General features: G+C 46.9%; 22 protein-coding genes. 11 read left to right on the forward strand and 11 right to left on the reverse strand.

Annotated features, from left to right (window positions below):
* Nucleotides 1–16: 16 nt before the first annotated feature.
* Complete coding sequence (gene greA, locus HHL16_RS06510; RefSeq protein ID WP_169424319.1) at nt 17–487, forward strand: transcription elongation factor GreA; 471 nt, start codon at nt 17–19, stop codon at nt 485–487.
* Nucleotides 488–544: 57 nt separating this feature from the next.
* The gene (locus tag HHL16_RS06515; protein WP_169424320.1) at nt 545–940 is read left to right on the forward strand and encodes an HIT family protein; all 396 of its coding nucleotides are present in this window, start codon (nt 545–547) and stop codon (nt 938–940) included.
* An 8-nt stretch (nt 941–948) separates the two neighbouring features.
* Here the strand turns inward: HHL16_RS06515 and ruvC are convergent, their stop codons facing one another.
* On the reverse strand, nt 949–1,521 hold the full coding sequence (gene ruvC, locus HHL16_RS06520; RefSeq protein WP_169424321.1) for a crossover junction endodeoxyribonuclease RuvC: 573 nt from the start codon (nt 1,519–1,521) through the stop codon (nt 949–951).
* Nucleotides 1,522–1,600: 79 nt separating this feature from the next.
* On the opposite strand from ruvC, the gene HHL16_RS06525 reads away from it, so the two are divergent.
* From HHL16_RS06525 to HHL16_RS06550, 6 genes are all read left to right on the forward strand, one after another.
* Nucleotides 1,601–2,557 carry a lysylphosphatidylglycerol synthase domain-containing protein gene (locus HHL16_RS06525; RefSeq protein ID WP_169424322.1) on the forward strand — a complete coding sequence of 319 codons (957 nt, stop codon included), beginning with the start codon at nt 1,601–1,603 and terminating at the stop codon, nt 2,555–2,557.
* 65 nt (nt 2,558–2,622) lie between these two features.
* A complete protein-coding gene (locus HHL16_RS06530) occupies nt 2,623–3,393 on the forward strand; it encodes a DUF3108 domain-containing protein (protein ID WP_240965872.1) in 771 nt (256 codons plus the stop codon).
* A 164-nt stretch (nt 3,394–3,557) separates the two neighbouring features.
* Nucleotides 3,558–4,154, forward strand: a complete 597-nt coding sequence (locus HHL16_RS06535) for an RNA polymerase sigma-70 factor (RefSeq protein ID WP_169424324.1) — start codon at nt 3,558–3,560, stop codon at nt 4,152–4,154.
* A gap of 82 nt (nt 4,155–4,236) precedes the next feature.
* On the forward strand, nt 4,237–5,463 hold the full coding sequence (locus HHL16_RS06540; protein WP_169424325.1) for a FecR family protein: 1,227 nt from the start codon (nt 4,237–4,239) through the stop codon (nt 5,461–5,463).
* 201 nt (nt 5,464–5,664) lie between these two features.
* The gene (locus HHL16_RS06545) at nt 5,665–8,982 is read left to right on the forward strand and encodes a TonB-dependent receptor (RefSeq protein ID WP_240965875.1); all 3,318 of its coding nucleotides are present in this window, start codon (nt 5,665–5,667) and stop codon (nt 8,980–8,982) included.
* Between the two features lie 20 nt (nt 8,983–9,002).
* On the forward strand, nt 9,003–10,604 hold the full coding sequence (locus HHL16_RS06550) for a RagB/SusD family nutrient uptake outer membrane protein (RefSeq protein ID WP_169424326.1): 1,602 nt from the start codon (nt 9,003–9,005) through the stop codon (nt 10,602–10,604).
* A 177-nt stretch (nt 10,605–10,781) separates the two neighbouring features.
* On the opposite strand, the gene HHL16_RS06555 is transcribed toward HHL16_RS06550, so the two are convergent.
* Genes HHL16_RS06555 through HHL16_RS06575 form a run of 5 tightly spaced genes read right to left on the reverse strand, consistent with a single transcriptional unit; the run spans nt 10,782 to nt 15,022 of the window.
* Entirely contained in the window at nt 10,782–11,621 is an 840-nt protein-coding gene (locus tag HHL16_RS06555; protein WP_169424327.1) for an MBL fold metallo-hydrolase, read from the reverse strand.
* A gap of 19 nt (nt 11,622–11,640) precedes the next feature.
* The gene (locus HHL16_RS06560) at nt 11,641–12,972 is read right to left on the reverse strand and encodes an MFS transporter (protein ID WP_169424328.1); all 1,332 of its coding nucleotides are present in this window, start codon (nt 12,970–12,972) and stop codon (nt 11,641–11,643) included.
* Nucleotides 12,973–13,020: 48 nt separating this feature from the next.
* A complete protein-coding gene (locus HHL16_RS06565) occupies nt 13,021–13,845 on the reverse strand; it encodes an undecaprenyl-diphosphate phosphatase (protein ID WP_169424329.1) in 825 nt (274 codons plus the stop codon).
* A 15-nt stretch (nt 13,846–13,860) separates the two neighbouring features.
* A complete protein-coding gene (locus HHL16_RS06570) occupies nt 13,861–14,115 on the reverse strand; it encodes a DUF3098 domain-containing protein (protein WP_169424330.1) in 255 nt (84 codons plus the stop codon).
* Between the two features lie 31 nt (nt 14,116–14,146).
* Nucleotides 14,147–15,022, reverse strand: coding sequence for a permease-like cell division protein FtsX (locus HHL16_RS06575; protein WP_169424331.1), 876 nt, complete (start codon nt 15,020–15,022; stop codon nt 14,147–14,149).
* Nucleotides 15,023–15,211: 189 nt separating this feature from the next.
* Between HHL16_RS06575 and leuS the strand changes: the two genes are divergently transcribed.
* The 3 genes from leuS to HHL16_RS06590 all read left to right on the forward strand — a co-directional run bounded on the left by leuS (nt 15,212) and on the right by HHL16_RS06590 (nt 20,218).
* Nucleotides 15,212–18,004 (forward strand): leucine--tRNA ligase, encoded by a 2,793-nt coding sequence (gene leuS / locus HHL16_RS06580; protein WP_169424332.1) that lies wholly within the window; start codon nt 15,212–15,214, stop codon nt 18,002–18,004.
* Between the two features lie 20 nt (nt 18,005–18,024).
* Nucleotides 18,025–18,720, forward strand: a complete 696-nt coding sequence (locus HHL16_RS06585) for a peptidoglycan DD-metalloendopeptidase family protein (RefSeq protein ID WP_169424333.1) — start codon at nt 18,025–18,027, stop codon at nt 18,718–18,720.
* Between the two features lie 199 nt (nt 18,721–18,919).
* A complete protein-coding gene (locus HHL16_RS06590; protein ID WP_169424334.1) occupies nt 18,920–20,218 on the forward strand; it encodes an OmpA family protein in 1,299 nt (432 codons plus the stop codon).
* 63 nt (nt 20,219–20,281) lie between these two features.
* Here the strand turns inward: HHL16_RS06590 and HHL16_RS06595 are convergent, their stop codons facing one another.
* From HHL16_RS06595 to HHL16_RS06615, 5 genes are all read right to left on the reverse strand, one after another.
* Nucleotides 20,282–21,058, reverse strand: a complete 777-nt coding sequence (locus HHL16_RS06595; RefSeq protein WP_169424335.1) for a hypothetical protein — start codon at nt 21,056–21,058, stop codon at nt 20,282–20,284.
* A 286-nt stretch (nt 21,059–21,344) separates the two neighbouring features.
* On the reverse strand, nt 21,345–21,959 hold the full coding sequence (locus HHL16_RS06600; RefSeq protein ID WP_206022270.1) for a thioredoxin family protein: 615 nt from the start codon (nt 21,957–21,959) through the stop codon (nt 21,345–21,347).
* A gap of 57 nt (nt 21,960–22,016) precedes the next feature.
* Nucleotides 22,017–22,907, reverse strand: a complete 891-nt coding sequence (locus tag HHL16_RS06605) for an NAD(P)H-binding protein (protein ID WP_169424336.1) — start codon at nt 22,905–22,907, stop codon at nt 22,017–22,019.
* A gap of 84 nt (nt 22,908–22,991) precedes the next feature.
* Nucleotides 22,992–23,420, reverse strand: coding sequence for a MarR family winged helix-turn-helix transcriptional regulator (locus HHL16_RS06610; RefSeq protein WP_169424337.1), 429 nt, complete (start codon nt 23,418–23,420; stop codon nt 22,992–22,994).
* A gap of 612 nt (nt 23,421–24,032) precedes the next feature.
* Nucleotides 24,033–24,722 carry a type 1 glutamine amidotransferase gene (locus tag HHL16_RS06615; RefSeq protein WP_169424338.1) on the reverse strand — a complete coding sequence of 230 codons (690 nt, stop codon included), beginning with the start codon at nt 24,720–24,722 and terminating at the stop codon, nt 24,033–24,035.
* Nucleotides 24,723–24,768: the final 46 nt, after the last annotated feature.

Genomic DNA, 24,768 nt, shown 5'->3' on the forward strand with positions numbered 1-24,768 from the left:
AAAGAAGGAGGTTATTATGAGTGTTTTATATGTAAGCAAAGAAACACTGGAACAAATGAAAGAAGAGCTGCACCGTATGCGTACTACGGACAGACCTGCAGCTGCAAGAGCTATCGGAGAAGCCCGTGAAAAAGGCGATCTGAAAGAAAATGCCGAATACGATGCTGCCAAAGAGGCCCAGGGAATTCTGGAAGCCAAGATCAAAAAATTAGAAAGCGACGTGGCCAGCGCCCGCGTTCTGGAAGCCGACAATGTAGACACCAGCAAGGTGAGCATCCTCACCAAAGTGACCCTTACCAACCTGAACACCAAGAAGCAACATACCTATCACATCGTTTCTGAAAAAGAGGCCGATCTCAAACAGGGAAAGATCTCCGTTACCTCTCCCATCGGAAAGGGACTGCTCGGAAAAGTGGTCGGTGAAGTTGCCGAAGTAACAGTGCCGGCAGGCATTGTTAAATTCAAAATAGAAAATATCACTGCATAAGCACTGAACCCCCGGATCGGGGGTTTTTTATTGAACGTGGTTTTGTAGATTTGTTACATGACAATATTTTCAAAGATCATAGCCGGAGAAATTCCTTCTTATAAAATTCTGGAGAACGATAAGTTCTTCGCCTTTCTCGACATCTTTCCGCTTACTCACGGCCATGTGCTGGTGATCCCGAAAATTGAAACAGATAAATTCTTTGATGTACCGGATACATTCCTAGCAGAAATACTGGTGTTTGCAAAACCTATTGCGAAAGCCATAGAGAAATCATTTCCCTGCAACAGAACAGGCATGGCGGTTGTTGGTCTCGAAGTGCCGCATGCCCACCTTCACCTGGTGCCCATCAACAATATCGATGATCTTAACTTTACGAGAGGGAAAATAAAAGTGAGTCCCGAAGAACTGAAGATCGCGCAGGAAAAGATCATTGCTAACCTGGAACTCTAAGCGAAATTTTATTTGGATGATCGGATGCGGCCGGGATTCTTCTTGAGAAAATCATCCCATCCTTTCAATACTTTGTCCTGATTGCCGAGAAAGGGTTTATCCTGAAAATGATGGCAGACAGCCACTGCCAGTGCATCGGACATATCGTGTGTATGAACCCAGGCATCCTGCAGATGGAGCATCTGCTGCAGCATCTTCCAAACCTGTTCTTTATCTGCATTACCATTGCCTGTAATGGATTGCTTGATCTTTTTGGGAGAATATTCGTGTACTTCAAGCCCCGATTGCATAGCTGCTGCAATGGCCACCCCCTGAGCTCTTCCGAGTTTGAGCATGCTCTGAACGTTCTTGCCGAAGAACGGCGCTTCGATTGCGCAGTATTTCGGTTTGAACTGTTGAATAAGTTCACTCACCCGTTGATGGATCATGTGCAGGCGTTCGTAGTTGTCTTTTTTTGCGCTGAGGCGAAGCACATCCATCTCCACCACTTTGATTACAGAGGCAGTAACGGAAATAACACTGTACCCCATCAGCAATGTACCGGGGTCGATACCAAGAATTATTTTAGAAGACTTTTGCAATGAGTGTGAGGGGGATTCAATTAATTTGTAAATCGGATTGTTACCACTGAACAAAAATATCAAATTAATCCTCAATTATGTGATAGGCCCGCTGGTGTTTTGCCTGCTGGCTTTTTCTATCTATAAACAATTGAACCGCCAGCCTAACTGGGAGCAGTCTCTTCATCAGATAAAAGAGGCGTTTGCAGGCATGCAGATCGGTAAACTGGTGGTGGTGATTCTGCTGATGCTGATCAATTGGGGAATAGAAGCACGCAAGTGGCAGCTGGTGATCAGAAAGCTGCAACCACTATCGCTGTGGCAGAGTACCAAAGCGATCTTTACCGGTACAACGCTGGCCTTTTTTACACCCAACAGAATGGGTGAGTACTTCGGGAGAATTCTCTACATCGAAGAAGGCAACCGCATCAAGGCCATCTCGCTTACCATTGTGTGCAGTATGGCACAACTGCTGGTTACTATGATTGCCGGATTGGTAGGCCTCATTTATCTGCGCCATACCATATTAACTACCCAGCCGGCAGATGAGAGCATGGCATTCTGGATCAATACGGTTTTGTGGGTAACCGTGTTCGGCGCTGTGGTTTTAACCCTTCTTTATTTCAGGCTGGCATGGTTAGTGAAAGGATTAGAGATGATCCCGAAACTGGGTAAAATGGTTAAGTATATCCGGGTTTTGGATTCTTTTAACGCAACTATCTTATGGAAGATCTTGTCTTTGAGTATTATACGGTATGCAGTATTCGTAGCACAGTATTATCTGCTCTTTGAGGTATTCAATGTAGGCCTTACACTAACGGAAACCTTTGCTTCTATGGCAGTTGTGTTTCTGGTGTTGGCCATTGTGCCTTCCATTGCCATGATAACTGAATTGGGTGTACGCTGGAAGGCCAGTATCGAACTGGTACAATTTTTTAGCACAAATATGATAGGGGTACTTGCCACTTCATTGTCTATATGGGTTATCAATCTGGTAATACCGGCATTGATTGGAAGTTTACTAATTTTAAGTATCCGAATTTTCAGAAACAGGTAGCGCCACGGTACATATTTTATAATTAATCAGACGAGCTATTCATGAAACTCTACAGAACCGGACTTTTGGCAATCTTAATCGTAGCCAGCTTTCCACTGGAAGCAGGTGATGGCTTCTGCAATCTGCGCAACACGTCGTTCGCAGCAGGGGAACAGATTACTTTCAAAGTATTCTACACAGTTGTGGGCGCATACTTCGGAGCAGGTGAAGCCAATTTCACTACCACGCTGGAGCGCATGAACAACAAGCCTGTTTATCACTTGGTGGGTGATGGAAAAACTTACAGCTTCTACGATAATTTCTTCAAGGTGCGCGATAAGTATGAAAGCTATATCGATACCGCTACGCTGCAGCCATATCGTTTCGTGCGCAATATCGATGAAGGCGGATACAAAAAATACGAACACGTTACCTTCAACAAAACCACCAATACAGCCGTAACCAATAACGGTGTGTTCAAAACGCCGGAGTGTATTCAGGATGTATTGAGCGCCATCTTCTACGCACGCAATATCGATTTCAACAGTTACAAACCCGGCGATAAGATCACTTTCTCCATGTTCCTCGATAATGAGGTGTACGAAATGTATATCCGCTATCTCGGAAAAGAAACCATCAAAACCAAGTATGGTAAATTCCGTGCAGTGAAGTTTAAACCGCTGCTCATCAAAGGAACCATCTTCGAAGGTGGAGAAAAAATGACGGTATGGGTAAGCGATGATGCCAATCATATTCCGGTTCGCATCGAGAGCCCCATTTCTGTTGGAAGCATTAAAGTGGATATGATCAGCTACAGAAACCTGAGACACAGGCTCACTTCTCTGATCAGCCTGTAACCCACTTTCAGCTCCTTAAAAAAAATATTGGCCCGCCATCTGGCGGGTCTTTTGTTTTTGATAATGGACTATTATCTTTAATATGTGGAAGAAAGTTAATTTATCATTGCCTTTTTCTTTGGCGCTGTTTTGATCATTACTGTTGCTTTATTTTGGGCCCGGTTATGGAAAGGAGTACTTCATATTGTGAGACTCAACTACTGCATCAGCTCGCCGATGGCAGCGATGCAGCGCTGAGGCAGCTGTTCAAAATTTACCGCGACCGGCTTTTCTTTTACATTGCTAAGATTACAAAATCGGAGCAGGTGGCAGAAGAGCTGGTGATGGATGTATTTATGAAAATCTGGACCCACCGCTCGAAAATGAGTGAGGTGGACAATTTCGATTCTTACCTGTTTCGCATCGCCCGCAATAAATCTATAGACTTTCTCCGCTCAGCAGCCGGCAATGCCCGTTTGCAGGAACTGCTCTGGGATCAGATCCAGGCCATTGCTGCCAATGACCATGCTGATACGCGCCTGCTTGTAAAAGAGTTCGAATCGAAACAACGCGAAGCCGTACTGGCACTGTCCCCTCAGCGCAGAAAAGTGTACACGCTCAGGCACGATGAGCAGCTGTCTCACGAAGAGATTGCCTCTCAACTGAATGTATCGCGCTACACCGTAAACAACCACCTGGTTGAAGCACAGAAATTCGTACACAGATACCTGGCCCAGAACATGGACCTGGCCATGGTTTTGCTGATCGCAAAAATTCTGTAAGTTTTTTTTCTCCCTCACTAGTTAATCGCCTTTTTTACTTCGTCATTATTGGCAGCAACCATTATTGTCCACAATTATGAGCATGGATCAACAATACTCATGGCAGTATCTGATAGAAAAGTATTCCAGCAACACCATCTCCCAGGATGAGCTGGAAGCCTTGCTGTCGATGGCGCGGAGTGGACAATTCGATGAGGCTTTCACCGAGGCATTGCTGCAGCAATGGGAAGCAGCCAAAGAAGAGCAGCGCGAAACCGGCATCAACTGGGACGAAAAGTTCGATGCCCTGTTCAGCACAAGCAACGAAGCCGAAGTAATTCCCGTGCTTCCCAAAAACAACAGAAAGTGGTATGCCGTGGCTGCAGCAGTAGCGCTGTTGCTCAGCGCAGGTGTTTTCTACACGCTGAACCATTCAAAAACGCAGACTGCAAAAACAACTGAAACCGTTGCGCAGAAAGCCGCCACCATCAATATTGCTCCCGGCAATAATGGTGCAGTACTTACACTCGCCGATGGCAGCCAGGTAGTGCTGGATAGTGCCGGCAACGGCGTACTGGCCATGCAGGGCAAGACCTGTGTACGCAACAACAACGGAACATTGTTGTACGACGAAGGCAATGCTCAATCCGGCGATGTTCAGTACAACACGCTCACCACTCCCAAAGGAAAACAATTTCAACTCATATTGGCTGATGGCACCAAAGTATGGCTGAATGCAGCTTCTTCAATCCGTTACCCTACCGTTTTTACACAGCATACCCGCCAGGTGGCCATCACCGGCGAAGCCTATTTTGAAGTGGCTCATGGCAAACGCAGTACCGGCGCAGGTTCTGTGGCGCAGCCATTTATAGTGCAGTTCAATAATGCAGCAGGCCAGAGCGGCCAGGTGCAGGTATTGGGCACTCATTTCAATATCAATGCCTATGAAGATGAGGCCGCTGTTAAGACCACCCTGCTGGAGGGCAAGGTGAAAGTGGCTATGAACAATCAGTCTGTGCTGCTCGATCCGGGACAGCAGGCATCTGTAAACAAGCAGGGCAGCATCAAAACCCTCGACCATGCAGATACCGATGCCGTAATGGCCTGGAAGAATGGCTTCTTCTCATTCAATGGAACCGATATGGAAACTATGATGCGCCAGATAGCACGCTGGTACGATGTGGAGATCGAATATGCAGGTGCAGTACCCAACAGAAAGTTCGGAGGAGAGATCCCCCGCAACAGCAATGCTGCACAGGTATTGAAGATCATGGAAGAAAGTGAAGTGCGTTTCAAAGTATCAGGAAAGAAAATAACCGTACTACCCTAGAATTCTTTAACTGTAAAATACAGGATGGCCTGAAAAAAGAAACCGCCCCGATTGGAGGATCGTGACGGTGAATTTGGGCAATCCACATTTGTTGTCGCAAACTGTTTCTTAATCCCAAACATGAACAAAAGTATGCAAAAAAATTCGTGCATACCCCTTGCTCTGTGCAGGCGTGGTATGCTCACAAAAACGCTGTTGATTATGAAGTTCACAGCAATTTTCTTACTGGTAGCCAGCCTATGTTGCAGTGCTGCCGCCATAGGGCAGAAAGTGACGCTTTTCGGAAAAGCAATGTCCATGCAGAAAGTGTTCCGTGAGATCAAAAAACAAACAGGTGTTGCTTTCTTCTTCGACGAAAACTGGTTGAAAGAAACAGCTCCTGTTACCATCGATGCAGCAGGCCTTCCGCTCGAAAAAGTATTGGATCTCTGTTTTGCAAATCAACCGGTCACTTACTCAGTTGTAGGTAAAACAGTAGTGATCAAAAAGAAAACCCCTGTTACCGATTTTGTTGATGCATTGGCAGATTTCGGCATCATCAAAGGAAAGGTTACCGACGAAAAGGGTGAGCCGCTTTCCAATGTATCTGTGATGGTTAAAGGAACTACCAAAGGTACTTCCACCAACAGCAATGGCGAGTTCTCCATCGATGCAGATGCAGGCAGTGTGCTGGTTTTTTCCATCATCGGATATAAATCTTCCGATTATAAAGTAGGAAACGCTGGTAACGCTTCGGTTAATATTCAAATGCAGGTAGAAGCTACTACGTCAAGCGAAGTGGTGGTTATTGGTTATGGTACCATGAAGAAAAGTGATCTGTCTGCAGCGGTTTCTACAGTGCCTAATCTGGCACAGGCCAAAGACCGCCCCGTTACCAGTGTTGAAGGTATGATCCAGGGCAGGGTTCCTGGTGTTACTGTTATCAGCAATGGTGGCCATCCCAACAGTACACCGAAAGTTACTATCCGCGGTATGGGATCGAGAAGCGACGAGTCTATTCTGGTGGTAGTGGATGGTGTCCCCAATGCTATCTATAATCCTGCTGACGTTGAATCAGTTACTATTTTAAAAGATGCCGCTTCTGCTGCTATCTACGGTGCTTTTACAGGCGCTTCCGGTGTTATGCTTATCACTACGCGTCAGGCAGGAAAAGGAAAAACAGGTGTTGAATACAATGGCTTTGTTGGTATGAAGTCCGCCTGGAAAACACTGCAGTCACTCACTGCTGAAGACGAAGCGAAGGTTTCCAATCTCGCGTATACCAATGCAGGTCTCGACCCGCTTGCAGGATGGAATGCTGCCCTTAACCCATATGCGCAGGTTACCCGTACCAACTGGATGGACGAGATCTTCAGAACAGGATTGATTCATCGTCATACCATTTCATTGAATACCAGCGGCGAAAAATCTTCGACTATGCTGCAGGGAAGATATGAAGATGAGCAGGGAACCCTCCTGAACACCTATAACAAAAATCTTTCTCTCCGATTCAATACCAACTATACTTTCAATCGTTTTGTGAAACTGCGTCAGGATCTGTTCTGGAACAATAACGACAGTCGCGGTACACAAACTTCCAGCGGTTATAGCGGAGTGATCCTTTCCGCGATCTACATGCCGAGATCCGCTACTCCTTACTATGAAGATGGAAGCTTCGGTGGTGTTGGTCCGCGCGATTCGAAATACCTCGGTATCCATGGCGATGCCATCAACCCCGTTGGTACTTTGCTGAGGAACAAACCTTACAACCGGAATTCAGATGTTCAGTCGGTTACTGAACTGGGTATTTCTTCGATTGTTCCGGGACTGGCGCTCACTTCGAGATTCTCCTATCGTTATACAAATATTCTGTACAAGAATTTTGAACCGATGAGAACAGAGCCTGGCAAGCCCAGCAATCAGAACTACCTCACAGATACAACCAACAGAGCGTATCATTGGATCTGGGAAAATACCCTCAACTATACCAAAACCATTGGCAGACATAATATCGGAGCAATGGCTTCCATGACTGCTCAGGAAAGCCGCAACCGCCGTTTAAAGCTGGCCGCGCGTGGATTTGGAAATGAAGAAGACTGGGCGCAGTTCTATGATAATGCAGGCATTCTGGATCAGGATCGTCCAAGAAGTTATGATGAGAAAGACCGGAATATTTCTTATGTAGGACGTTTGTCGTACAGCTGGGCAGACCGTTATTTCCTTACTGCCAGCTACCGGTATGATATTGCAGCCAGACTTCCCATCAACAAAAAAGGAATCGGTACGCCAGGTGTAACTGCTGCATGGAAGATCAGCTCTGAACCATTTTTCAAATCGGAGGTAATTGATTTTCTGAAACTGCGTGCCAGCTGGGGACGCATCGGAAACCTGAGCTCTGTAGGCAAAGGGTATGGCTATCCTCAGTTGTATCCGAGTGATCTTTATCAGGTAGGTAACGGAGCTCCACTTACCACTTCGCTGTACCTGAACAGCCAGTTCAATCCAAACCTCACATGGGAAACTTCCGAGCAGTGGGATATTGGACTGGATGTAACGTTGCTGGATAAACGACTTTCATTCACTGCAGATTACTTCAATAAAGAAACCTTCGATCTGATCAAAACACAGGATACCAAATGGCCCAACTCCATGGGTCTGGGCGCTCCTCTTATCAATGAAGGCCTGATCAGAAATACAGGATTTGAACTTTCTGCCAACTGGAAAGACAAAGCAGGTGAGATCACTTACGAAGTGGGAGCCAATATCGCAACCCTGAAGAACAGAGTGGTTGAGATCGATGAAAATCCTAAAAGCTTCTGGGCACACACCGAAAGCTGGAGAAGTGTTCTTACTCCTTACCGCAGTACTGCCGGTCAGCCTTATTATTCTTACTGGCTGATTCAGTCTGAAGGCATCTTTCAGTCCGATGCAGAGGCAGCAGCTTATACCGGTAAAGACGGACAAAGAATTCAGCCGAATGCAAAAGCCGGTGACCTGAAGTTCAAAGACAACGATGGCAATGGTAAGATCGATGATGGCGACCGCATGTACATGGGCAGCGCCTTCCCTGATCTCACATATGGTTTCAATGCAACCATCAACTGGAAGAATTGGGATTTCAGTGTATTTCTGCAAGGGGTGAGTGGTGTTAAACTCTTCAATGCCTTCAAGCAATCTACACTCAACGGATCTGAGCAGGGATACAACCGCTGGGATAAAATTCTCGGTGCATGGTCTCCGGAGAATCCAAATTCAGACATTCCGCGCATCTCTGCAAAAGATGCCAACAAGAACTTCCAGACAGCTTCTGACTGGTATCTGGAGAACGGCAACTACATGCGTGTGAAGAATGTACTGATCGGCTACACATTCCCTAAAATGAAATGGAACTCCGGTCTTCGTGTATACATCACCGCAGATAACCTGCTTACGATTACCAAATACTCCGGCATGGACCCTGAAGTGGGCGGTGTAGGAATGGATGGCGGCCAGTTCCCTGTGTCGCGCACATTCGCGATCGGCGCCAAATTAAACTTATGATCGATTAAACTCTGACAACAATGATTAAAAATACGCTCTATAAAATCTCCTGTATCGCGCTGCTGGCAGTGCAGACAGGCTGTTCAAAAAACTGGGTGGATGTAACCCCAAAAGGTAATCCTTCCACAGGTGTGTTCTGGCAAAGCGACAAGGATCTCGAAAAAGCTATCGCAGCTGTGTATGTGCCCATGGCTTATGAAAGCACCTGGGGCCGCGATCTGTTCTGGGTTCAGAATGCCAGTGACGATCTGGTAGTAGGCCGTGTAAAAGCAGACGGAGAAAATATCAAGAACTTTATTCCTACCGGCCGCGAAGGATATCTTTCCGAAGGATACAACGATCTCTACTGGCTCATCAACAAAGCCAATCAGGTGATCGAAGGCGCTCCTAAAGCAAAGAATGTTACTGAGTCTCTTCGTCAGCGCGTAATCGGTGAAGCATATTTCATGCGCGGGTTTGCTCATTTCTGGATTGCATCTGTATGGGGTCATAAAGACCGTGGAGTAGCATTCGACGGACCTGAAAATGCAGAGTACGGCAAACGCATTGCGCCACAGCTTCCTTCAGTTACCGATAATTACAAACAGGTGATCAGCGATCTTACCAAAGCAGCAGAACTGTTGCCGTTGTTTCAAAGTTATAATGCCGGTAATCAGGGCAGAGCGCATAAGGCGGCTGCATGGGGCTATATGGTGAAAACATATGCCTACTGGGCTCAGTACGATAACAGCAAATGGGCACAGATTCCCGATCTCTGCGAGAAAATCAAAAACGAAGGTGGCCGTGCGCTGATCAAGAACCAACCGAATGTTGCCGACAACTACAAAAAGGTGTTCGCTATCGAGAACAACTGGAGCAGCGAGTACATCTGGTCCGTTACTTCCGGCGTAACCGGAGGATCTGAGTTTCCCGGTGTAATTCTGGAGAACAAAGGATGGGGTGTTTACAACGGATGGGGCTACTTCCAGCCAACCGAAGAGCTGTACAAGGAGTACGAAGCGAATGATCCGCGCAGAGAAGCCACCATTCTGAAGTTCAACGATAAGTTCACATACTTCGGTGTAGAAAGAAAGTACTGGTCTACCAACAGCCTTTCCGGTTTCCAGATCAATAAATACATGGAACCATACAGCTATGGTAAAAACAATAATGCAGCAGAAAATCCGATGATCAACCAGAGTGGTGATTATCCGACTACCAAACTGAACCTGCCATTGCTGCGTTATGCGGAGATCCTGCTCTTCAAGGCAGAGGCGCTGATTCAGCTGGGACGCAGCGGAGAAGCGGCTGCACCGTTGAATGAAGTTCGCGCACGTGTAGGGCTCGATCCTGTATTGTCTCCTACAATGGCCGATCTCAAACACGAGCGTCGTGTGGAGCTGGCTTGCGAATGGACAGACAGACTGAAAGACCTCAAACGCTGGGGTGATTACGATAAGATCAATGCGCCGCTTCATGGCCGCAAGCATACAGATCTTACGAATCCTGAATCTCCATTTAATGTGGTGGAGATCTGGCCTGCGCGTCATTTCGATCCGGCAAAACATATGGCATGGCCTATTTCTCCGGATGAGATTGCAAGGGCCAACGGTGCATACAAACAAACACCGGGCTGGGAATAAGAAAGCTTTTTCCTTTAACCCATAAACAAAAGGGGCTGACCATCTGGTTCAGCCCCTTGTTATTGCAGCCGGTTGAAATTACTTCGGAAGCGTCTGAGCATAGCGCTACAAAACAGCATAGGCTGACCTTTGGGGCCAGCCTATGCTGTTTTGTATTTTGATTGAAAACGCTGTCGGTTAAATTTCACTCAGCTTAAACAAATCCTTCTGGCGAATACCCTTCTCCGTTACTCCGAGTGTTGCGCACTCATACACAGGATCGTGTTCAAAGAAGAGAATGTATTCTTTCTCCACCGCTTCTTTCAGAAATTTTGCCTTTTCATTGAGTGTTGTCAGCGGGAACATATCGTATGCCATCACATAAGGAAGGGGGATATGTCCGATGCTTGGCAGCAGGTCGGCCATGAACACAACAGTTTTGTTCTTATAGCTGATCTGTGGCAACATCATGGCGTCTGTATGGCCATGCACATATCGTACAGTGATGCCATCCCCGAAACCGATGCCATCCACTGGCTCGATGAATTTCAGTTGTCCGCTTTCCTGAATGGGCAGAATATTGTCTTTCAGAAAAGATGCTTTCTCGCGTTCATTGGGTTGGGTGGCCCATTCCCAGTGGCGGAGATTGCTCCAGTATGTAGCGTTTTTGAAGGCGGGAGTTAATTTGTCTCCTTCGCGAATGATGCTTCCTCCGCAATGGTCGAAGTGAAGGTGTGTGAGAAAAACATCGGTGATATCGTCGCGATGAAAGCCGTGCTGCTGCAGGGATTTATCGAGTGTGTCGTCGCCATGAAGATGATAGTGCCCGAAGAATTTGGCGTCTTGTTTGTCTCCGATGCCATTGTCTACCAGTATGAGTCTTTTCCCATCTTCGATCAGCAGGCAGCGCATTGCCCAGCTGCAGAGATTCAATTCGTCTGAAGGGTTGAGTTTGTTCCAGATCTGCTTTGGTACAACGCCGAACATGGCGCCTCCATCTAGCTTGAAATTACCGGTGTTAATGGTGTAGAGTTTCATGAACAAAAAATAGTGCTGGTTATTGAATGGCTTTTAGTTTCTTCTGTTTTACCAGGGCTGAGATGAGCCAGATAAAACCGAGGAAGAAAAATACGATCAAAGACAGTACCGAGTTTTTCATTCCACCATGATGTTTGGTGAGTTCTTCAATTATTCCGAAGGAGAACATGCCTACAACGATGGCAATTTTCTCGGTAAAGTCGTAGTAACTGAAGAAAGAAGCCGTGTCCTTGGTTTCGGGCATCAGCTTGGAATAGGTAGAGCGGCTGAGAGATTGAATGCCTCCCATTACGAGCCCTACTGCTACTGCCAGTCCGTAGAAAAGATATTCGGGGTCGCCGCCGTTCTCTTTCACTTCGGCTGTGAAATAGGCGCCGATACAGATGAGTATCCAGAAGAGTACCACACCCATGAGCACCTGAATATTTCCGACGCGCGCACTGAGCCTTGCCATACCCCATGCGCCGAGGATGGCTACGAGCTGAATGATTACCGCAGTTAATATGAGTTTGGTCTGATCGAGCTGAAGCAGTTTGGCTCCGAAGAGGGTAGCGGCTAACATTACCGTCTGAACGCCCATGCTGTAAAAGAAGAAGCCACGGAGGAAGCGTTTCAGCACAGGCATGGTGGTAACCTGTTTGTATACTTTTTTGATTTCGCGGAAACCTTCGGTGAGTACGCTTTTGTCGTGTTTTTCGTTGGAAGGTTTACTGGCCGGTAACCTTTTGAAAGTTATCTGCGCAAATCCGAACCACCAGATACCTACAAGAAGAAAAGTTAACTGTGACGCATATCCTTCTTTTCCCGGCATCATAAGAATGAGTGCAAAACCGATCAGTTGGCAAAGTACACTGCCAACGTATCCATAAGAAAACCCGCGGGCACTGATGCGGTCCATATCCTGTGGTGCTGCAATTTCAGGCAGGTATGAATTGTAGAACACCAGACTTCCTGCCCAACCTATAGCGGCCAGCATAAAAAAGAATACGCCGAACCCAAGCGGAACCCATTCCAGTTTGAAGAAGTACAGGGCTGAACATCCGATTGCTCCGAGATAACAGAAGAATCGCATGAATTGCTTTTTGTTGCCACGGGTATCCGCAATGGATGTGAGGATTGGAAACATCAATGCAATGATGAGATAGGCTACAGAAAGAGAATAATCATAAAGAGATGTATTTACGTATTCCCTTCCGAGAAACGGAACTGAATTGGCTCCATATTCTTTTGCAGTGATGGCTGCAAAATATATCGGAAAGAAAGTAGTAGTAATTACCAGATTGTAGACCGAGTTGGCCCAATCATACATGGCCCAGCCATTAATGACTTTTTTAGATGCAGTTGTTTGCATGTACAGCGGTTGAACGGTTTATATAGGAGCAGAATCCTGAAACCCGGATCAGTTGTGGATCACACCGGTCCAGATCAGGATCAGCAATGCAATACCTACGATGATGCGGTACCATCCGAATATGCGGAAGCCGCGGCGTTGAAGAAAACCAATGAAAAATTTAATGGCCAGCATAGCCACTACAAAGGCGGTAAGATTCCCCACAATGAATGCAGTGAGGTTTTCAGAAGAATCGAGGATCATCTTATATCCCTTGGTGGCTACTCCATCGATCTCGATGTCTTTGAAGAACAGGGTATATCCGGTTGCGGCACACATGGTTGGCACTGCCAGAAAGAAGGAGAACTCAGCTGCCAGCCTGCGCGATAATTTCTGTTGCATGCCACCGATAATGCTTGCGGCGCTGCGGCTCATACCAGGTATCATGGCCAAACACTGCCAGAGACCGATGATGAACGCCTTGCGGCCGGTGATCTTTTCTTCAGTATCGATAGTGCTGTTTCTGAAAAGGCGGTCGATGAACAGGAGCACGAAACCTCCCAGCAGCAGCGTAATAGCTACGGTGGTAGGGCTTTCGAGCATCGCATCGATCTTATCGGAGAACAGTTTTCCCAGCACCAGTGCGGGGATCACTGCTATGATCAGTTTAACGTAGAATTGCCAGCGTTTGAAATCGAAGAATTTTCTCCAGTACAATACCACTACAGAAAGGATGGCTCCCAACTGCACTGCTACCTCAAAAACTTTGGTGAATTCATTTTTGTGGATCCCCATCAGGCTGCTGGTGATAATCATATGCCCGGTGGAAGAAACAGGTAAATATTCAGTAATGCCTTCAACAATGGCAATGATGATTGCCTGGAGTAAACTCATTGTACAGGATTTACATTATGCTTTTGGCTTGCGGAAGATCGCAAAAACTTCGATGCCCAGGCCCAGGAGTATCAGAATCGGCGCTACAGTGATGCGGGTTTTGCTGTACACATCAGAGTCGTTGAATACATTGGGGTCGTTGCTTTTGCCACCAGACATCAGAATAATGCCCAGCGCCATCACGGCGATGCCAGCTACGATCCATACATAATTCTCTTTACCGAAAAGGCTATTGGTAGTTGAACCGGGTTTTGCTTTAATATCAGCCATTGTACAATGTTGAGGTTGCAATATAGTGGTTTTAATACAGTTCGTCCAGTTTCATTTTCAGGTATTTCACCACGCTGCGCCATGTGCTGAACAGCGAAATGCTGATTCCCAGCACCAGCAGGAAAAGGAAGAGAATGATTAATTTACTGTTATCGCGGAGATCTTTAAGATAGGGGAGAAAACGCTCGCTCAGCACCATCAGTCCATAGATTACACCGATGGCTATCAGTGCGGATATGGTTCCGTTGATGATGGCCCTTACATTCATGGGCCTGGAGATGAACCCGCGCGTAGCACCTACCATCTGCATGGTTTTGATAAGGAAGCGGTTGCTGTACATGGCGAGGCGAATGGTATTGTCTATCAGCACAATGCTGAGAATACAGAAGATACCGGCCAGAATGGCGAATACGGTGAGGCCTACTCTAACGGTAGATCCCATCTTCTCCACAATGAAGGCGGGGTACTTTACGCTTTCCACCACCATGTTCTGCTTTTCGAGATCGGCTTTGATGGCTGCGATGGTATCTTTCTGAACGTATTCTGCTTTGAGATTGAGGTCGAATGAGTTGGGGAGAGGATTCTCATCGAGCAGCTCGGAGAAATCCTGTCCCTCGTCGGCGATCAGCTTTTTCTTCGCAGCTTCCTTATCGATAAATTCAAGGCTCTTGGTGTAAGGCTTGGTGGCGAGGTAATTCTTCATTCCCTCGATATCGGTTGGCGTGATATTGTTCCTGAGGTAGATCTGCACTTTCACACCTTCCCTCAGTTCTTCGGAATACCGCTTGGCGTTGAGTAACAACCACCCGAATATGCCTACGAAGAAAAGTACGATGGTTACGCCCAGGATAGCCATGAAATAACTAGGCTTGGAACGCTTGGCCGCTGCCTTTCCGATTTGAGCCATGAAATAAAATTTTTGTGAGGTTAGTAGTGAGGCAAAAATAACAGATTTACTCCGTTTAAGCAGGATTATCCGTATTTTTGATGCCCCTCTAACGATTGAAAAGCCGGAAAAATTCTGAGGGCATGGGCTTTTAACGTTTCCTCAACTTTTATCTCAAACATAAAATTTGCCGCTGTTGGCGGACAAGGCATGGAATACAATTTCAGAAATATCGAAAAGAAATGGCAGGAGCAATGGATCGCTTCCGGCGCATACAAAGTAAGCAACGACAGCACAAAGCCAAAGGCTTACATCCTTGATATGTTCCCTTACCCCAGTGGTGCAGGGCTGCATGTGGGCCATCCGCTTGGGTATATTTCCAGCGATATCTATGCAAGATATAAAAGGCTGAAAGGCTTTAACGTACTGCATCCTATGGGATACGACGCTTTCGGATTACCCGCCGAGCAGTATGCCATCGAACGTGGCATCCATCCCGCAATTTCTACTGAAGCCAATATCCAGACTTTCCGCCGTCAGCTCGACAATATCGGTTTCTCCTACGACTGGAGCCGTGAGGTGCAAACCTGCGATCCGAAATATTATCGCTGGACGCAATGGATCTTCCTGCAACTTTTCGAGAGTTTCTACAATCGCCACAACAAGAAAGCAGAGAAACTGGAAGTGCTGGTTGCCTCTTTCGAAAAAGAAGGCAACAAAGTGCATGCTTTCCCCAACAATAAATATGAACTGAGCAACGGCAGCAAAACCTTTACTGCAGCTGAATGGAAGGCAATGGACGAAGTAGCGCAGCGCGAAATACTGATGCAGTACCGCCTTGCTTACCTCGCTTACACCGATGTTAACTGGTGCGAAGCCCTCGGTACCGTTCTCGCTAACGACGAAGTGATCAACGGCGTGAGCTATCGCGGTGGTTTCCCTGTGATCAAAAAGAAAATGCGTCAGTGGAACCTGCGCATCACCGAATATGCAGAGCGCCTGCTCGAAGGCCTCGATGTGATCGACTACTCCGACTCCATGAAAGAGATCCAGCGCAACTGGATCGGCAAGAGCTTCGGCGCAGAGATCAGCTTCAAAGTAAAAAGCGAACAAAATACCGTTACTGATATGACGGTGTTCACTACCCGCCCCGACACCATCTTTGGTGTGGACTTTATGGTAGTGGCACCAGAGCACGATATGGTGAAAGAGATCACTGCCGCCGATCGTCAGCAAGCGGTGGATGAATACCTCCAGTACGTGCAAAGCCGTTCAGAAGTGGAGCGCATGGCCGAGGTGAAGAAGATCACAGGATGTTTCACCGGCGCTTATGCCCTCAATCCATTCAACGGCCGTGAAATTCCTATCTGGATTTCTGAATACGTACTCGCTGGTTATGGAACCGGCGCCATCATGGCCGTGCCATGTGGCGATGAACGCGATCATAAATTCGCACAGCATTTCAATATCCCCATCACCAATATCATCGGAGCAGCATACGATGGAAAGGAAGCCAATCCTACCAAAGATGCGGTTCTCGAAAATTCTGATTTCCTCAATGGCCTCGTAATGCGCGATGCTATCGAAGTGGTATTGAAGAAGGTGGAAGAAGCCAGAATCGGCAAACGTCAGGTGAACTACAAAATGCGCGATGCCGGCTGGAGCCGTCAACGTTACTGGGGTGAACCGTTCCCCATCGTTTTCAAAAACGATGTGCCTTACGCGATGGACGTAAAAGATCTTCCGCTGCAACTCCCGCCCAGCGACGATTTCAAGCCATCAGGCACAGGCGAAGGCCCATTGGCGAATGTGCCATCATGGGTGAATATCAGCGACACAGAAAAGCACGATACGAATACTATGCCCACGCACGCAGGTGCAGCGTGGTACTTCCTCCGTTATATGGATCCTCACAACGAGCAGGAATTTGCGAGCCGCAAAGCCCTCGATTACTGGAACCAGGTGGATGTGTATATCGGCGGTTCCGAGCATGCCGTAGCGCATCTGCTCTACTCACGCCTCTGGGTGAAAGTACTGCACGATCTCGGTTTCCTCAGCTTCGATGAGCCTTTCAAAAAACTCATCAACCAGGGTAAGATCACCGGCGATTCAAGATTCGTTTACCGTGTACGCAACAGCAACGAATTCGTTTCTGCCGGATTGAAAGATAAATACGAAACAGACCAGCTCCATGTAGACGTGAACATCGTCGACGGACTGGAACTCGATACCGAAGCCTTCAAAAAATGGAAGCCGGATTTTGCTGATGCTACTTTCATTCTCGAAGACGGCAAATACATCTGCGGATCTGCCATCGAGAAGATGAGTAAGTCGTACTACAACGTAATCAATCCGGATCAGGTAGTAGAGAAATACGGGGCAGACACATTCCGCATGTACGAAATGTTCCTCGGGCCACTCGAAGCATCGAAGCCATGGGACATCAAAGGCATCGAAGGTGTTCACCGCTTCCTCAAAAAACTCTGGCGCCTTTTCTACGACGAAACAAAAGGACAGGTTTGGAACACAGACAAGGCCACCGACGCCGAACTCAAAGTGATCCACAAAGCCATCAGGAAAATTGAAGAAGATACAGAGCGTTTCTCTTTCAACACAGCCGTGAGCGCCTTCATGGTTTGCGTAAATGAACTGAACGATCTCAAATGCAATAAGAAAGAAATACTCGAAAAACTGGTGATACTGCTTACTCCATATGCACCGCACGTGAGTGAAGAACTCTGGCAGCTGATGGGCAATGCAGGATCTGTGCTCGATGCCAGCTACCCTGTAGCTGAAGAGAAATACCTCATCGAGACCAGCAAAGAGTACCCCGTTTCCATCAACGGAAAAGTGAGAACGCAACTGGTACTCAGTCTCGAAGCTACTCAGCAAGAGGTTGAACAACTGTTGCTGGCCAATGAGATCGTACAGAAATGGCTCGAAGGCAAATCTCCCAAGAAGGTGATCTACGTGAAAGGAAAGATGTTGAATGTGGTGGTTTAGCGTTACCTTCAGTACAGATAATGGAATCCCCTTTCAGTAATATTATCCGCCGGTATCAGTCTACATTCCATCCGGTAGTGAAGACTGATCCCGGTGAGAAATTGCTGGCCCTCGACCTGAGTGTTCACAATAATGCACTCACCGCAGAGACGCTGGCTACCACTGCGGGTTTCAGTAAATGGATCGACCGTCAACTGGAACAGCAGCAATGCCGCTATGCCATCGGAGGATATGCCGAAAAGAGAAAGCTCTACGACGCACACCCTGAGTTTGCCGGAAACAAACCCGGAGACGAACGCAGGAATATCCATCTGGGCATCGATATCTGGGGGCCTGCAGGTACTCCCGTGTATGCTTTTATGGGAGGAATGGTGCATAGTTTCGCATACAACCAGGCCGATGGCGATTACGGTGCTACCCTTATCTTATTGCATCAGCTGGATGGTCTCCCGTTCTACTCCCTGTACGGCCATATGAGCCTGAAAGATATTCAGACACTTGCAGCCGGACAATACATTATCTTTGGTCAGGAGATCGCGCATTTCGGTACACCTTCCGAGAACGGAAACTGGCCACCCCACCTGCACTTCCAGATCATGCTGGATATGGAACTGAAAGAAGGCGATTATCCCGGCGTATGCCGCGAGTCTGAAAAAGAAAAGTATTTAGCCAATTGCCCCGATCCTGATCTGATCTTACAACTCATTTCCACCTGAAGTCTCCCCTCATCCCTTATTGAATTGGTAGCCCCCTTACCATTGTCCCTTGCCGTGGCATGTTGATAACCCGCGTGTATTATGTTATTATCTAATTCTTTTCATTCGGAGAATGAAGTGATTATTTGATTAAATTACAAATACATGCAATGTGAAGGGTTAATTCTGACACTATTTGATAACCTATAAACTTTCTCTTATGTCATTCAATCTTCTCGATTCGGTGAAAGGACTATTTACCAATGACCTAATTAGTAAGATGGCATCCTCTTTTGGTGAGAGCGAAGGAGGCATTCAAAAGGCAATCAGCGGCGCGGTTCCGGCAGTATTGACGGGCTTACTCAATAAAGGCAGCTCGGCAGACGGAGCCGCCAGCTTACTCAATCTTTCCAAAGATGCAGCCAGTGGCGGAATCATGAGCAATCTCGGTAACCTGCTGGGTGGCGGTACCCTGCTCACCAAAGGCATGGACATGCTGAAAGGTTTGTTTGGTGATAAAACCAATGCTATCACCAGCACCATCGCCAATTTTGCAGGCATCCGCGAATCATCGGCTTCTTCGTTGCTGAGTGTGGCGGCTCCTGCAGCGCTGGGCTCACTGGGCAAACAGGTTACTCAAAGCAATATGGGCGTTTCGGGATTGACTTCTTTTCTGGCCGAACAGAAAGACAGCATTCTGAAAGCAGTACCATCTGGTTTGAATATCGCAGGTGCACTGGGACTGGGAAGTCTCGGTGATCTTGGCAGCAAATTATCAGGGCTCGTTGGTGGAGCAGCTGGTTCGGTGAAGCATGTAGCCGGACAAGCATCTGCCTATGCAAGCGATACTGCCGAAAAAGCAAAAGGCGGCGCCAAATGGCTCTGGCCATTGTTGCTGGCATTGCTGGTGATACTGGCGCTGATCTACTTCCTCAGAGGAAAAGGCAAAAAAGACGACGGCATGGCAACCACTACCGAACAGGTGGCTACCGATACCAGCACAGCCAATACAGGAACCACCACTACTCCGCCTGCGGCACCCGCAGCTCCGGTAATGGAATCCATCAAAGTGAAACTGCCTGATGGCACCGAACTCGATGCATACAAAGGTGGTATCGAAGACAAACTCGTTGCTTTCCTCAACGATGCCAATTCAAAAGGTGGCAAAGACGTTTGGTTCGATTTCGATAACCTCAATTTCAAAACAGGAAGCGCCGACATCACAGATGAGAGCATGGTGCAGGTAAGCAATATCGCTGCTATCCTCAAAGCCTATCCGAAACTGAAGATCAAGATCGGTGGCTACACAGATAAGAGCGGTGATGAAAAACTGAACATGAAACTGTCTCAGGATCGTGCCAACGCAGTAGATAAGGCGCTGAAAGCAAAAGGCGCAAACGCAGCACAGATCGCAGGTGCAGAAGGATATGGCTCGCAGTTTGCAAAAGCTGCTGCCACAGCACCGGATGAAGAAAGAAAACTCGACAGAAGAATTGCTGTGGGTGTAAGAGAAAAATAATTTCCGCTTTGTTCCATAGTACATTTAAGCTGGCTGCGTTTGCAGCCAGCTTTTTTATTGTTATCAGTAATATTTGAATGTAAACAATATCTTATCAGTTGGGCCTCTTTGAATTTTTCTGATCAACCGGTTTTTACTGTCGTAATCATTTACGTAGTTGGTGATGGTACCGTAAGGAGGATTATTCACAAAATCTGATATGCTGTTTCTTTTGTTGTTCCAATATTCATCGAATGACTCTTCAACAAAAATTACTTCGATGCCATGGATGGCAGCGAGGGGATTGAGCAGGGTGTCGTTTGAAAATGATTTCTGACTTCTTGAGCTGTTACTCCTGCTGATCCATTCCTTCAGCCCTATTTTGTTGGGATAATAATTGAAAGTGTCAGTTTCATGAAACCCAAATTCATTGCTTTTGGTTCGTACATGAAGATCTCCTGCATCATTGTACTGATGTGTGTAGTGAGTGGTTGGTGAATAGTACACGTACAATTGATAATCGTACGATTTGATCTGCCCTTTGTTGTTGTACTGCACGTTCTTTCTCGATGAAAGCAATTTTCCGTTCTGCCATAGTGAAGATGAATCGATGTATTTGCCACGATGCGATACTCGGTACGTGTAAGGGAAGCTACCCGGATCACGCGCTACTACTGAATCTACATAACCTAACTTGTCGTAATAAAAGTTGTAGACCCGGGCGTCTCTGGTAAATTCTTTCAGTCTGAAATTCTTGTCGGTGCCGCCACCTCCTCCATGAATTACATCCCATATTTTATCGCAGGATGCGAATAAGAGTACTGCCAGCATCGCTGCCATTAGTTGTTTCCAATGTTTCATAATTGTTTCAGGTTTATGTATTGAAGTAAAAAACAAGATAACCGGATGATTCAGCCGGAGCGGTTGCATTACAGGAATGGATGATTACCGAGGGTGGGAATTAACAGCACAGTGGAGGAGGGGAATGCAAAGCTAGGCAATAGCCGTGTAGGAGTAGTGCGGGTTGCCGCTGTTTGCACCTGTGGCGGAGAATGAGTTTGCTCAGTAGTTCGTTTAGGATGATGAAAGCACAAAAAAAAGAGCTGCCTGATTTCAGACAGCTCTTTCCATCATTCACTATTCTTATTTATGATTCGATGAGCAGTTTCAGCAGCTCGCGCTGTGTGCTCTGTGTTTTGTCTTTTGCATACCATGCATGCAGCTCAGTAGAGATGGCGCTGTAGTCCATGCCTTCTGCCCGCATCTTCTTGTAGAGTTCCTGCAATACAGTGGGTCTGGGACCCCAGTTGAATTTTTCTTCCAGAGTTTCCGTATCGAGTACAATCAGTTTGGGGATGCTTCTGCTGGTACCGTCGGTGAGGTACTGATCCATCAGATCGAGGTTCTCGTCGCGCAATACCAGTTTCAGTTGAATAAGTGGATTATGTTCTGCTATCGCATTCAGAACCGGAACAATCTGCGAGGCATCGCCACACCATCCTTCGGTGATCACCAGCCAGGTCTGCGGGCGGTTGATGGCCTGCAGTGCGGTGCGTAATTCAGGCAGCAGTTGTATGGTCTTATCGATACGCTGCATGCGCTGTACATTCAGTTTGGTGTAGGCGGCAAAGGCTTCCGATTGTTGTGGACCGGTTACCTTTCCTTCGAGCAAAAGGTTGTCTATAAGTTCGCGATAGGCAGTGTAATCCATTGCACTGTCGATGTACTTCCTGTCGATCGTTTTTCTGTTCGTTGCAATCATGATGAATGGATTAATGTTGTTCAAAAATATATTCTTTTTGCAATTGAGGCAGCTGCATTATGCATTGTAGGCGGCTGCAAACTCAATGGCGAAATCTTTCAGTTTTGTTTTACCCAGTACGCGATTGGGTTGTTTGAAATAATCTTCGTTGATGATACCGCTTTGGATACCTGTTCCCATTTCAACATAGTTCTGTGCGAGGTTTTCGCCAAGTCCTGCGCCAAGCATGCCCTGAAACGCCTGATCGTCGGGGAATTGCACCCAGGGGATTCCGGGTTTGCCTACTGCATTGCCGATTTCGGTTGCAATCTGGTCTGTGCCTACTTCGTCACTGGCGATATACACATGCGAGTGTCCTTTGAAATCGAGTGCCAGCAATGCTTTTGCTGCAACTTCCGCGATATCCGATGGATGAACGATGGGGAACTTACCAGCAGCAAGACTGAAGTTGCTACCGATAATATTTGCGTTCCTGATCAGCGCCAGATTAGCCAATAAGTTATAATAGAAGTAAGCGGGGCGAAGATGGAGGATGTTCACATCATCCAGTTTATTCAGCTCCAGTTCTCCGAAATGCAGTCCATTGATTGGACCCGCTCCGTTCGTAAGATGCGCGCCGACGCTGCTCAGGTTCACCACATTTTTTACGCCCGATGCTTTGATCGCTTCTGCGTATCGTGTATCGGTAGCGTGGATATGAGCTTTGAGATCCGCTGCTCCGTAATCGGGCGGAACCATCGTGTACACTGCATCTTTTCCTTCGAAAACCGAAGTAAGAAATGCTACATCATTCACAGAGCCGATAGCAGCTTTGGCGCCTTTGTCTGTAAGCACTTTCAGGTTTTCAGCTGATCTTCCGATAACGGTTACTTCATGTCCTGCTGCCAGTAATGCCAGTGCCAGTGGTTTTGATATATGGCCTGCGGCCCCTGTAATTGCATATTTCATGTCTCTCAGAATTTTTAGTGGTTGTGATTTAAAATAGTGTTGTGTTTATATTATTTGTATATACAAGTATTGAGGCAAAAAAAATTAAGGATCGAGTTTGTCGGCCATATTGGCCATTGTGCGGGTCAGTTTATCACATTCTTCCTTGCCCAGAATTGCGTAATACTTAGTGGTGAATTCTGTGGCGCACGCGATCAGTTTAGGAAAAAGTTCTTTTGCTTTTGGAGTAGGATATACGTTGGTGATCTTGCCTTCATTGGTTCTTACCACCAGTTTTCTGCTCTCCAGTTTTTCGATCAAACGCGTAATGGTAGAGGGTGTCAGCCGAAGCTGCCCTGCGAGCGAACCGGGTTGCATGCCGGGTTCTTCCACTACCAGCATCAGCAGATAAGCATGGCTGGGTGAAAGATCTACCTTCTTCCAAACATCGATCGATAGTTTCTCTACTACGCGGGCGAGTGCGTTGGAAGCGAAGTACATGCATTGTTTGTATTTGCTCTCTGAGGCTTTCATTGCTGAGTGTAATGCGGGGGCTTATTCCCGAATGACTATGCAAATGTACAACTAATATTTGTATATGCAAATGTTAAAAACCTGATTGAGTTATTGGGAATAGCGTTGGCGGCCATGAACCTTAGCAACTGCTATGACCTCTTTGCATACAGATTTGAGCTCCATGCATCAGACTGATAATTATTAACCATTGAGGAGGCTGTGTATGCTAATGAGGCCGGTGAGGGGATTGCGATTCGAGGTAGTGAAATCTGCCGGGCAGCGTTATGTCTCCGATGAGCTGTTGCATGGAGGATGGGGCAATAGAATAGATCCGGGGTGCCGCGCAACAGATTTCAAGACCTCTCATCGCATCCCCATCCCCGGCCCTGTCCCGCTGAATATGTAACAGTTCTGCTGTTTAATTCCTGCTTTATCAACCATTCGCAGCAAAGAGATATTCAGACAATGGCCTTAAAATCTGTTGCACGAAAGCTGGATATTCTTCCAATGCTTCATCCTTCTTACCCAATGTTCATCGGAGACACATCTCTGTCCGGCAGATCTTTAGACAGTGTCTGAATATCCCTTTGCAAAGAAGCCAAAGAAGTTTTTCAAGAATAATGTATCTTCTCAAATCATTTCAAACGCATCGAGGAATTTCGCAAAGTATGCCTGCGTAGCGGCTGCATGTGTCTCCGTAAGATGCAGAATGGTAGCTTCAGATTGAATGAACGGTGCGTCGGTGAGTTCTTCACGGCCATGTTGCAGCATCTGCTGTGCAAGCGGCGCATCCACTTCCATATGAAACTGCAGTGCAGCGAAATTGTTGCCAATCACATAACCCTGATTGGCGCAGGCAGCTGTTTCGAAGAGACGGATTGCATTGGAAGGCAGTTCAAATGTATCTCCATGCCAGTGAAAAACTGTAACTGAAGAGGGAAAACCCTGTGTAAGCGGATGTTCGGGATGCAATACCGAAACCGGCATCCAGCCGATCTCTTTTTCGGGGTTGCGGTACACGCGCGCACCGAGCACATCGGCGATCAGCTGTGAACCGAGACAAATGCCCAGCACTTTCTTTCCTGCATCGATACATTCCCTGATGAATGTTTTTTCTGCAGCCAGCCAGCTGAATTCCGCTTCGTCGTGCACGCCCATCGGTCCGCCCATCACCACCAGCCAGTCGAGACTTTGCGGCGAAGGAAATACTGCTTCTTCATACAACTTCGTAAAACCGGTGCTATGCTGTTTGGATGCTGCCCAGTTCAGCAGGAAACCGGGGCTTTCAAAAGGAACATGCTGTATAAAATGTATGTGCATGGGTATACTGCCTTACTTTTGTGTAGATTTACAAAGTTGCTGAAAT

It is taken from the genome of Pseudoflavitalea sp. G-6-1-2, assembly GCF_012927185.1.
In the GTDB taxonomy this organism is placed as follows: domain Bacteria; phylum Bacteroidota; class Bacteroidia; order Chitinophagales; family Chitinophagaceae; genus Pseudobacter.

What these genes read in the sequence shown, in the direction of transcription:
- greA (WP_169424319.1), top strand. Translation starts at nt 17, where the DNA reads ATGAGTGTTTTATATGTAAGCAAAGAAACACTGGAACAAATGAAAGAA.
- HHL16_RS06515 (WP_169424320.1), top strand. Translation starts at nt 545, where the DNA reads ATGACAATATTTTCAAAGATCATAGCCGGAGAAATTCCTTCTTATAAA.
- HHL16_RS06535 (WP_169424324.1), top strand. Translation starts at nt 3,558, where the DNA reads ATGGAAAGGAGTACTTCATATTGTGAGACTCAACTACTGCATCAGCTC.
- HHL16_RS06540 (WP_169424325.1), top strand. Translation starts at nt 4,237, where the DNA reads ATGGATCAACAATACTCATGGCAGTATCTGATAGAAAAGTATTCCAGC.
- HHL16_RS06545 (WP_240965875.1), top strand. Translation starts at nt 5,665, where the DNA reads ATGAAGTTCACAGCAATTTTCTTACTGGTAGCCAGCCTATGTTGCAGT.
- HHL16_RS06550 (WP_169424326.1), top strand. Translation starts at nt 9,003, where the DNA reads ATGATTAAAAATACGCTCTATAAAATCTCCTGTATCGCGCTGCTGGCA.
- HHL16_RS06555 (WP_169424327.1), bottom strand. Translation starts at nt 11,621, where the DNA reads ATGAAACTCTACACCATTAACACCGGTAATTTCAAGCTAGATGGAGGC.
- HHL16_RS06560 (WP_169424328.1), bottom strand. Translation starts at nt 12,972, where the DNA reads ATGCAAACAACTGCATCTAAAAAAGTCATTAATGGCTGGGCCATGTAT.
- HHL16_RS06565 (WP_169424329.1), bottom strand. Translation starts at nt 13,845, where the DNA reads ATGAGTTTACTCCAGGCAATCATCATTGCCATTGTTGAAGGCATTACT.
- HHL16_RS06570 (WP_169424330.1), bottom strand. Translation starts at nt 14,115, where the DNA reads ATGGCTGATATTAAAGCAAAACCCGGTTCAACTACCAATAGCCTTTTC.
- HHL16_RS06575 (WP_169424331.1), bottom strand. Translation starts at nt 15,022, where the DNA reads ATGGCTCAAATCGGAAAGGCAGCGGCCAAGCGTTCCAAGCCTAGTTAT.
- leuS (WP_169424332.1), top strand. Translation starts at nt 15,212, where the DNA reads ATGGAATACAATTTCAGAAATATCGAAAAGAAATGGCAGGAGCAATGG.
- HHL16_RS06585 (WP_169424333.1), top strand. Translation starts at nt 18,025, where the DNA reads ATGGAATCCCCTTTCAGTAATATTATCCGCCGGTATCAGTCTACATTC.
- HHL16_RS06590 (WP_169424334.1), top strand. Translation starts at nt 18,920, where the DNA reads ATGTCATTCAATCTTCTCGATTCGGTGAAAGGACTATTTACCAATGAC.
- HHL16_RS06595 (WP_169424335.1), bottom strand. Translation starts at nt 21,058, where the DNA reads ATGAAACATTGGAAACAACTAATGGCAGCGATGCTGGCAGTACTCTTA.
- HHL16_RS06600 (WP_206022270.1), bottom strand. Translation starts at nt 21,959, where the DNA reads ATGATTGCAACGAACAGAAAAACGATCGACAGGAAGTACATCGACAGT.
- HHL16_RS06605 (WP_169424336.1), bottom strand. Translation starts at nt 22,907, where the DNA reads ATGAAATATGCAATTACAGGGGCCGCAGGCCATATATCAAAACCACTG.
- HHL16_RS06610 (WP_169424337.1), bottom strand. Translation starts at nt 23,420, where the DNA reads ATGAAAGCCTCAGAGAGCAAATACAAACAATGCATGTACTTCGCTTCC.
- HHL16_RS06615 (WP_169424338.1), bottom strand. Translation starts at nt 24,722, where the DNA reads ATGCACATACATTTTATACAGCATGTTCCTTTTGAAAGCCCCGGTTTC.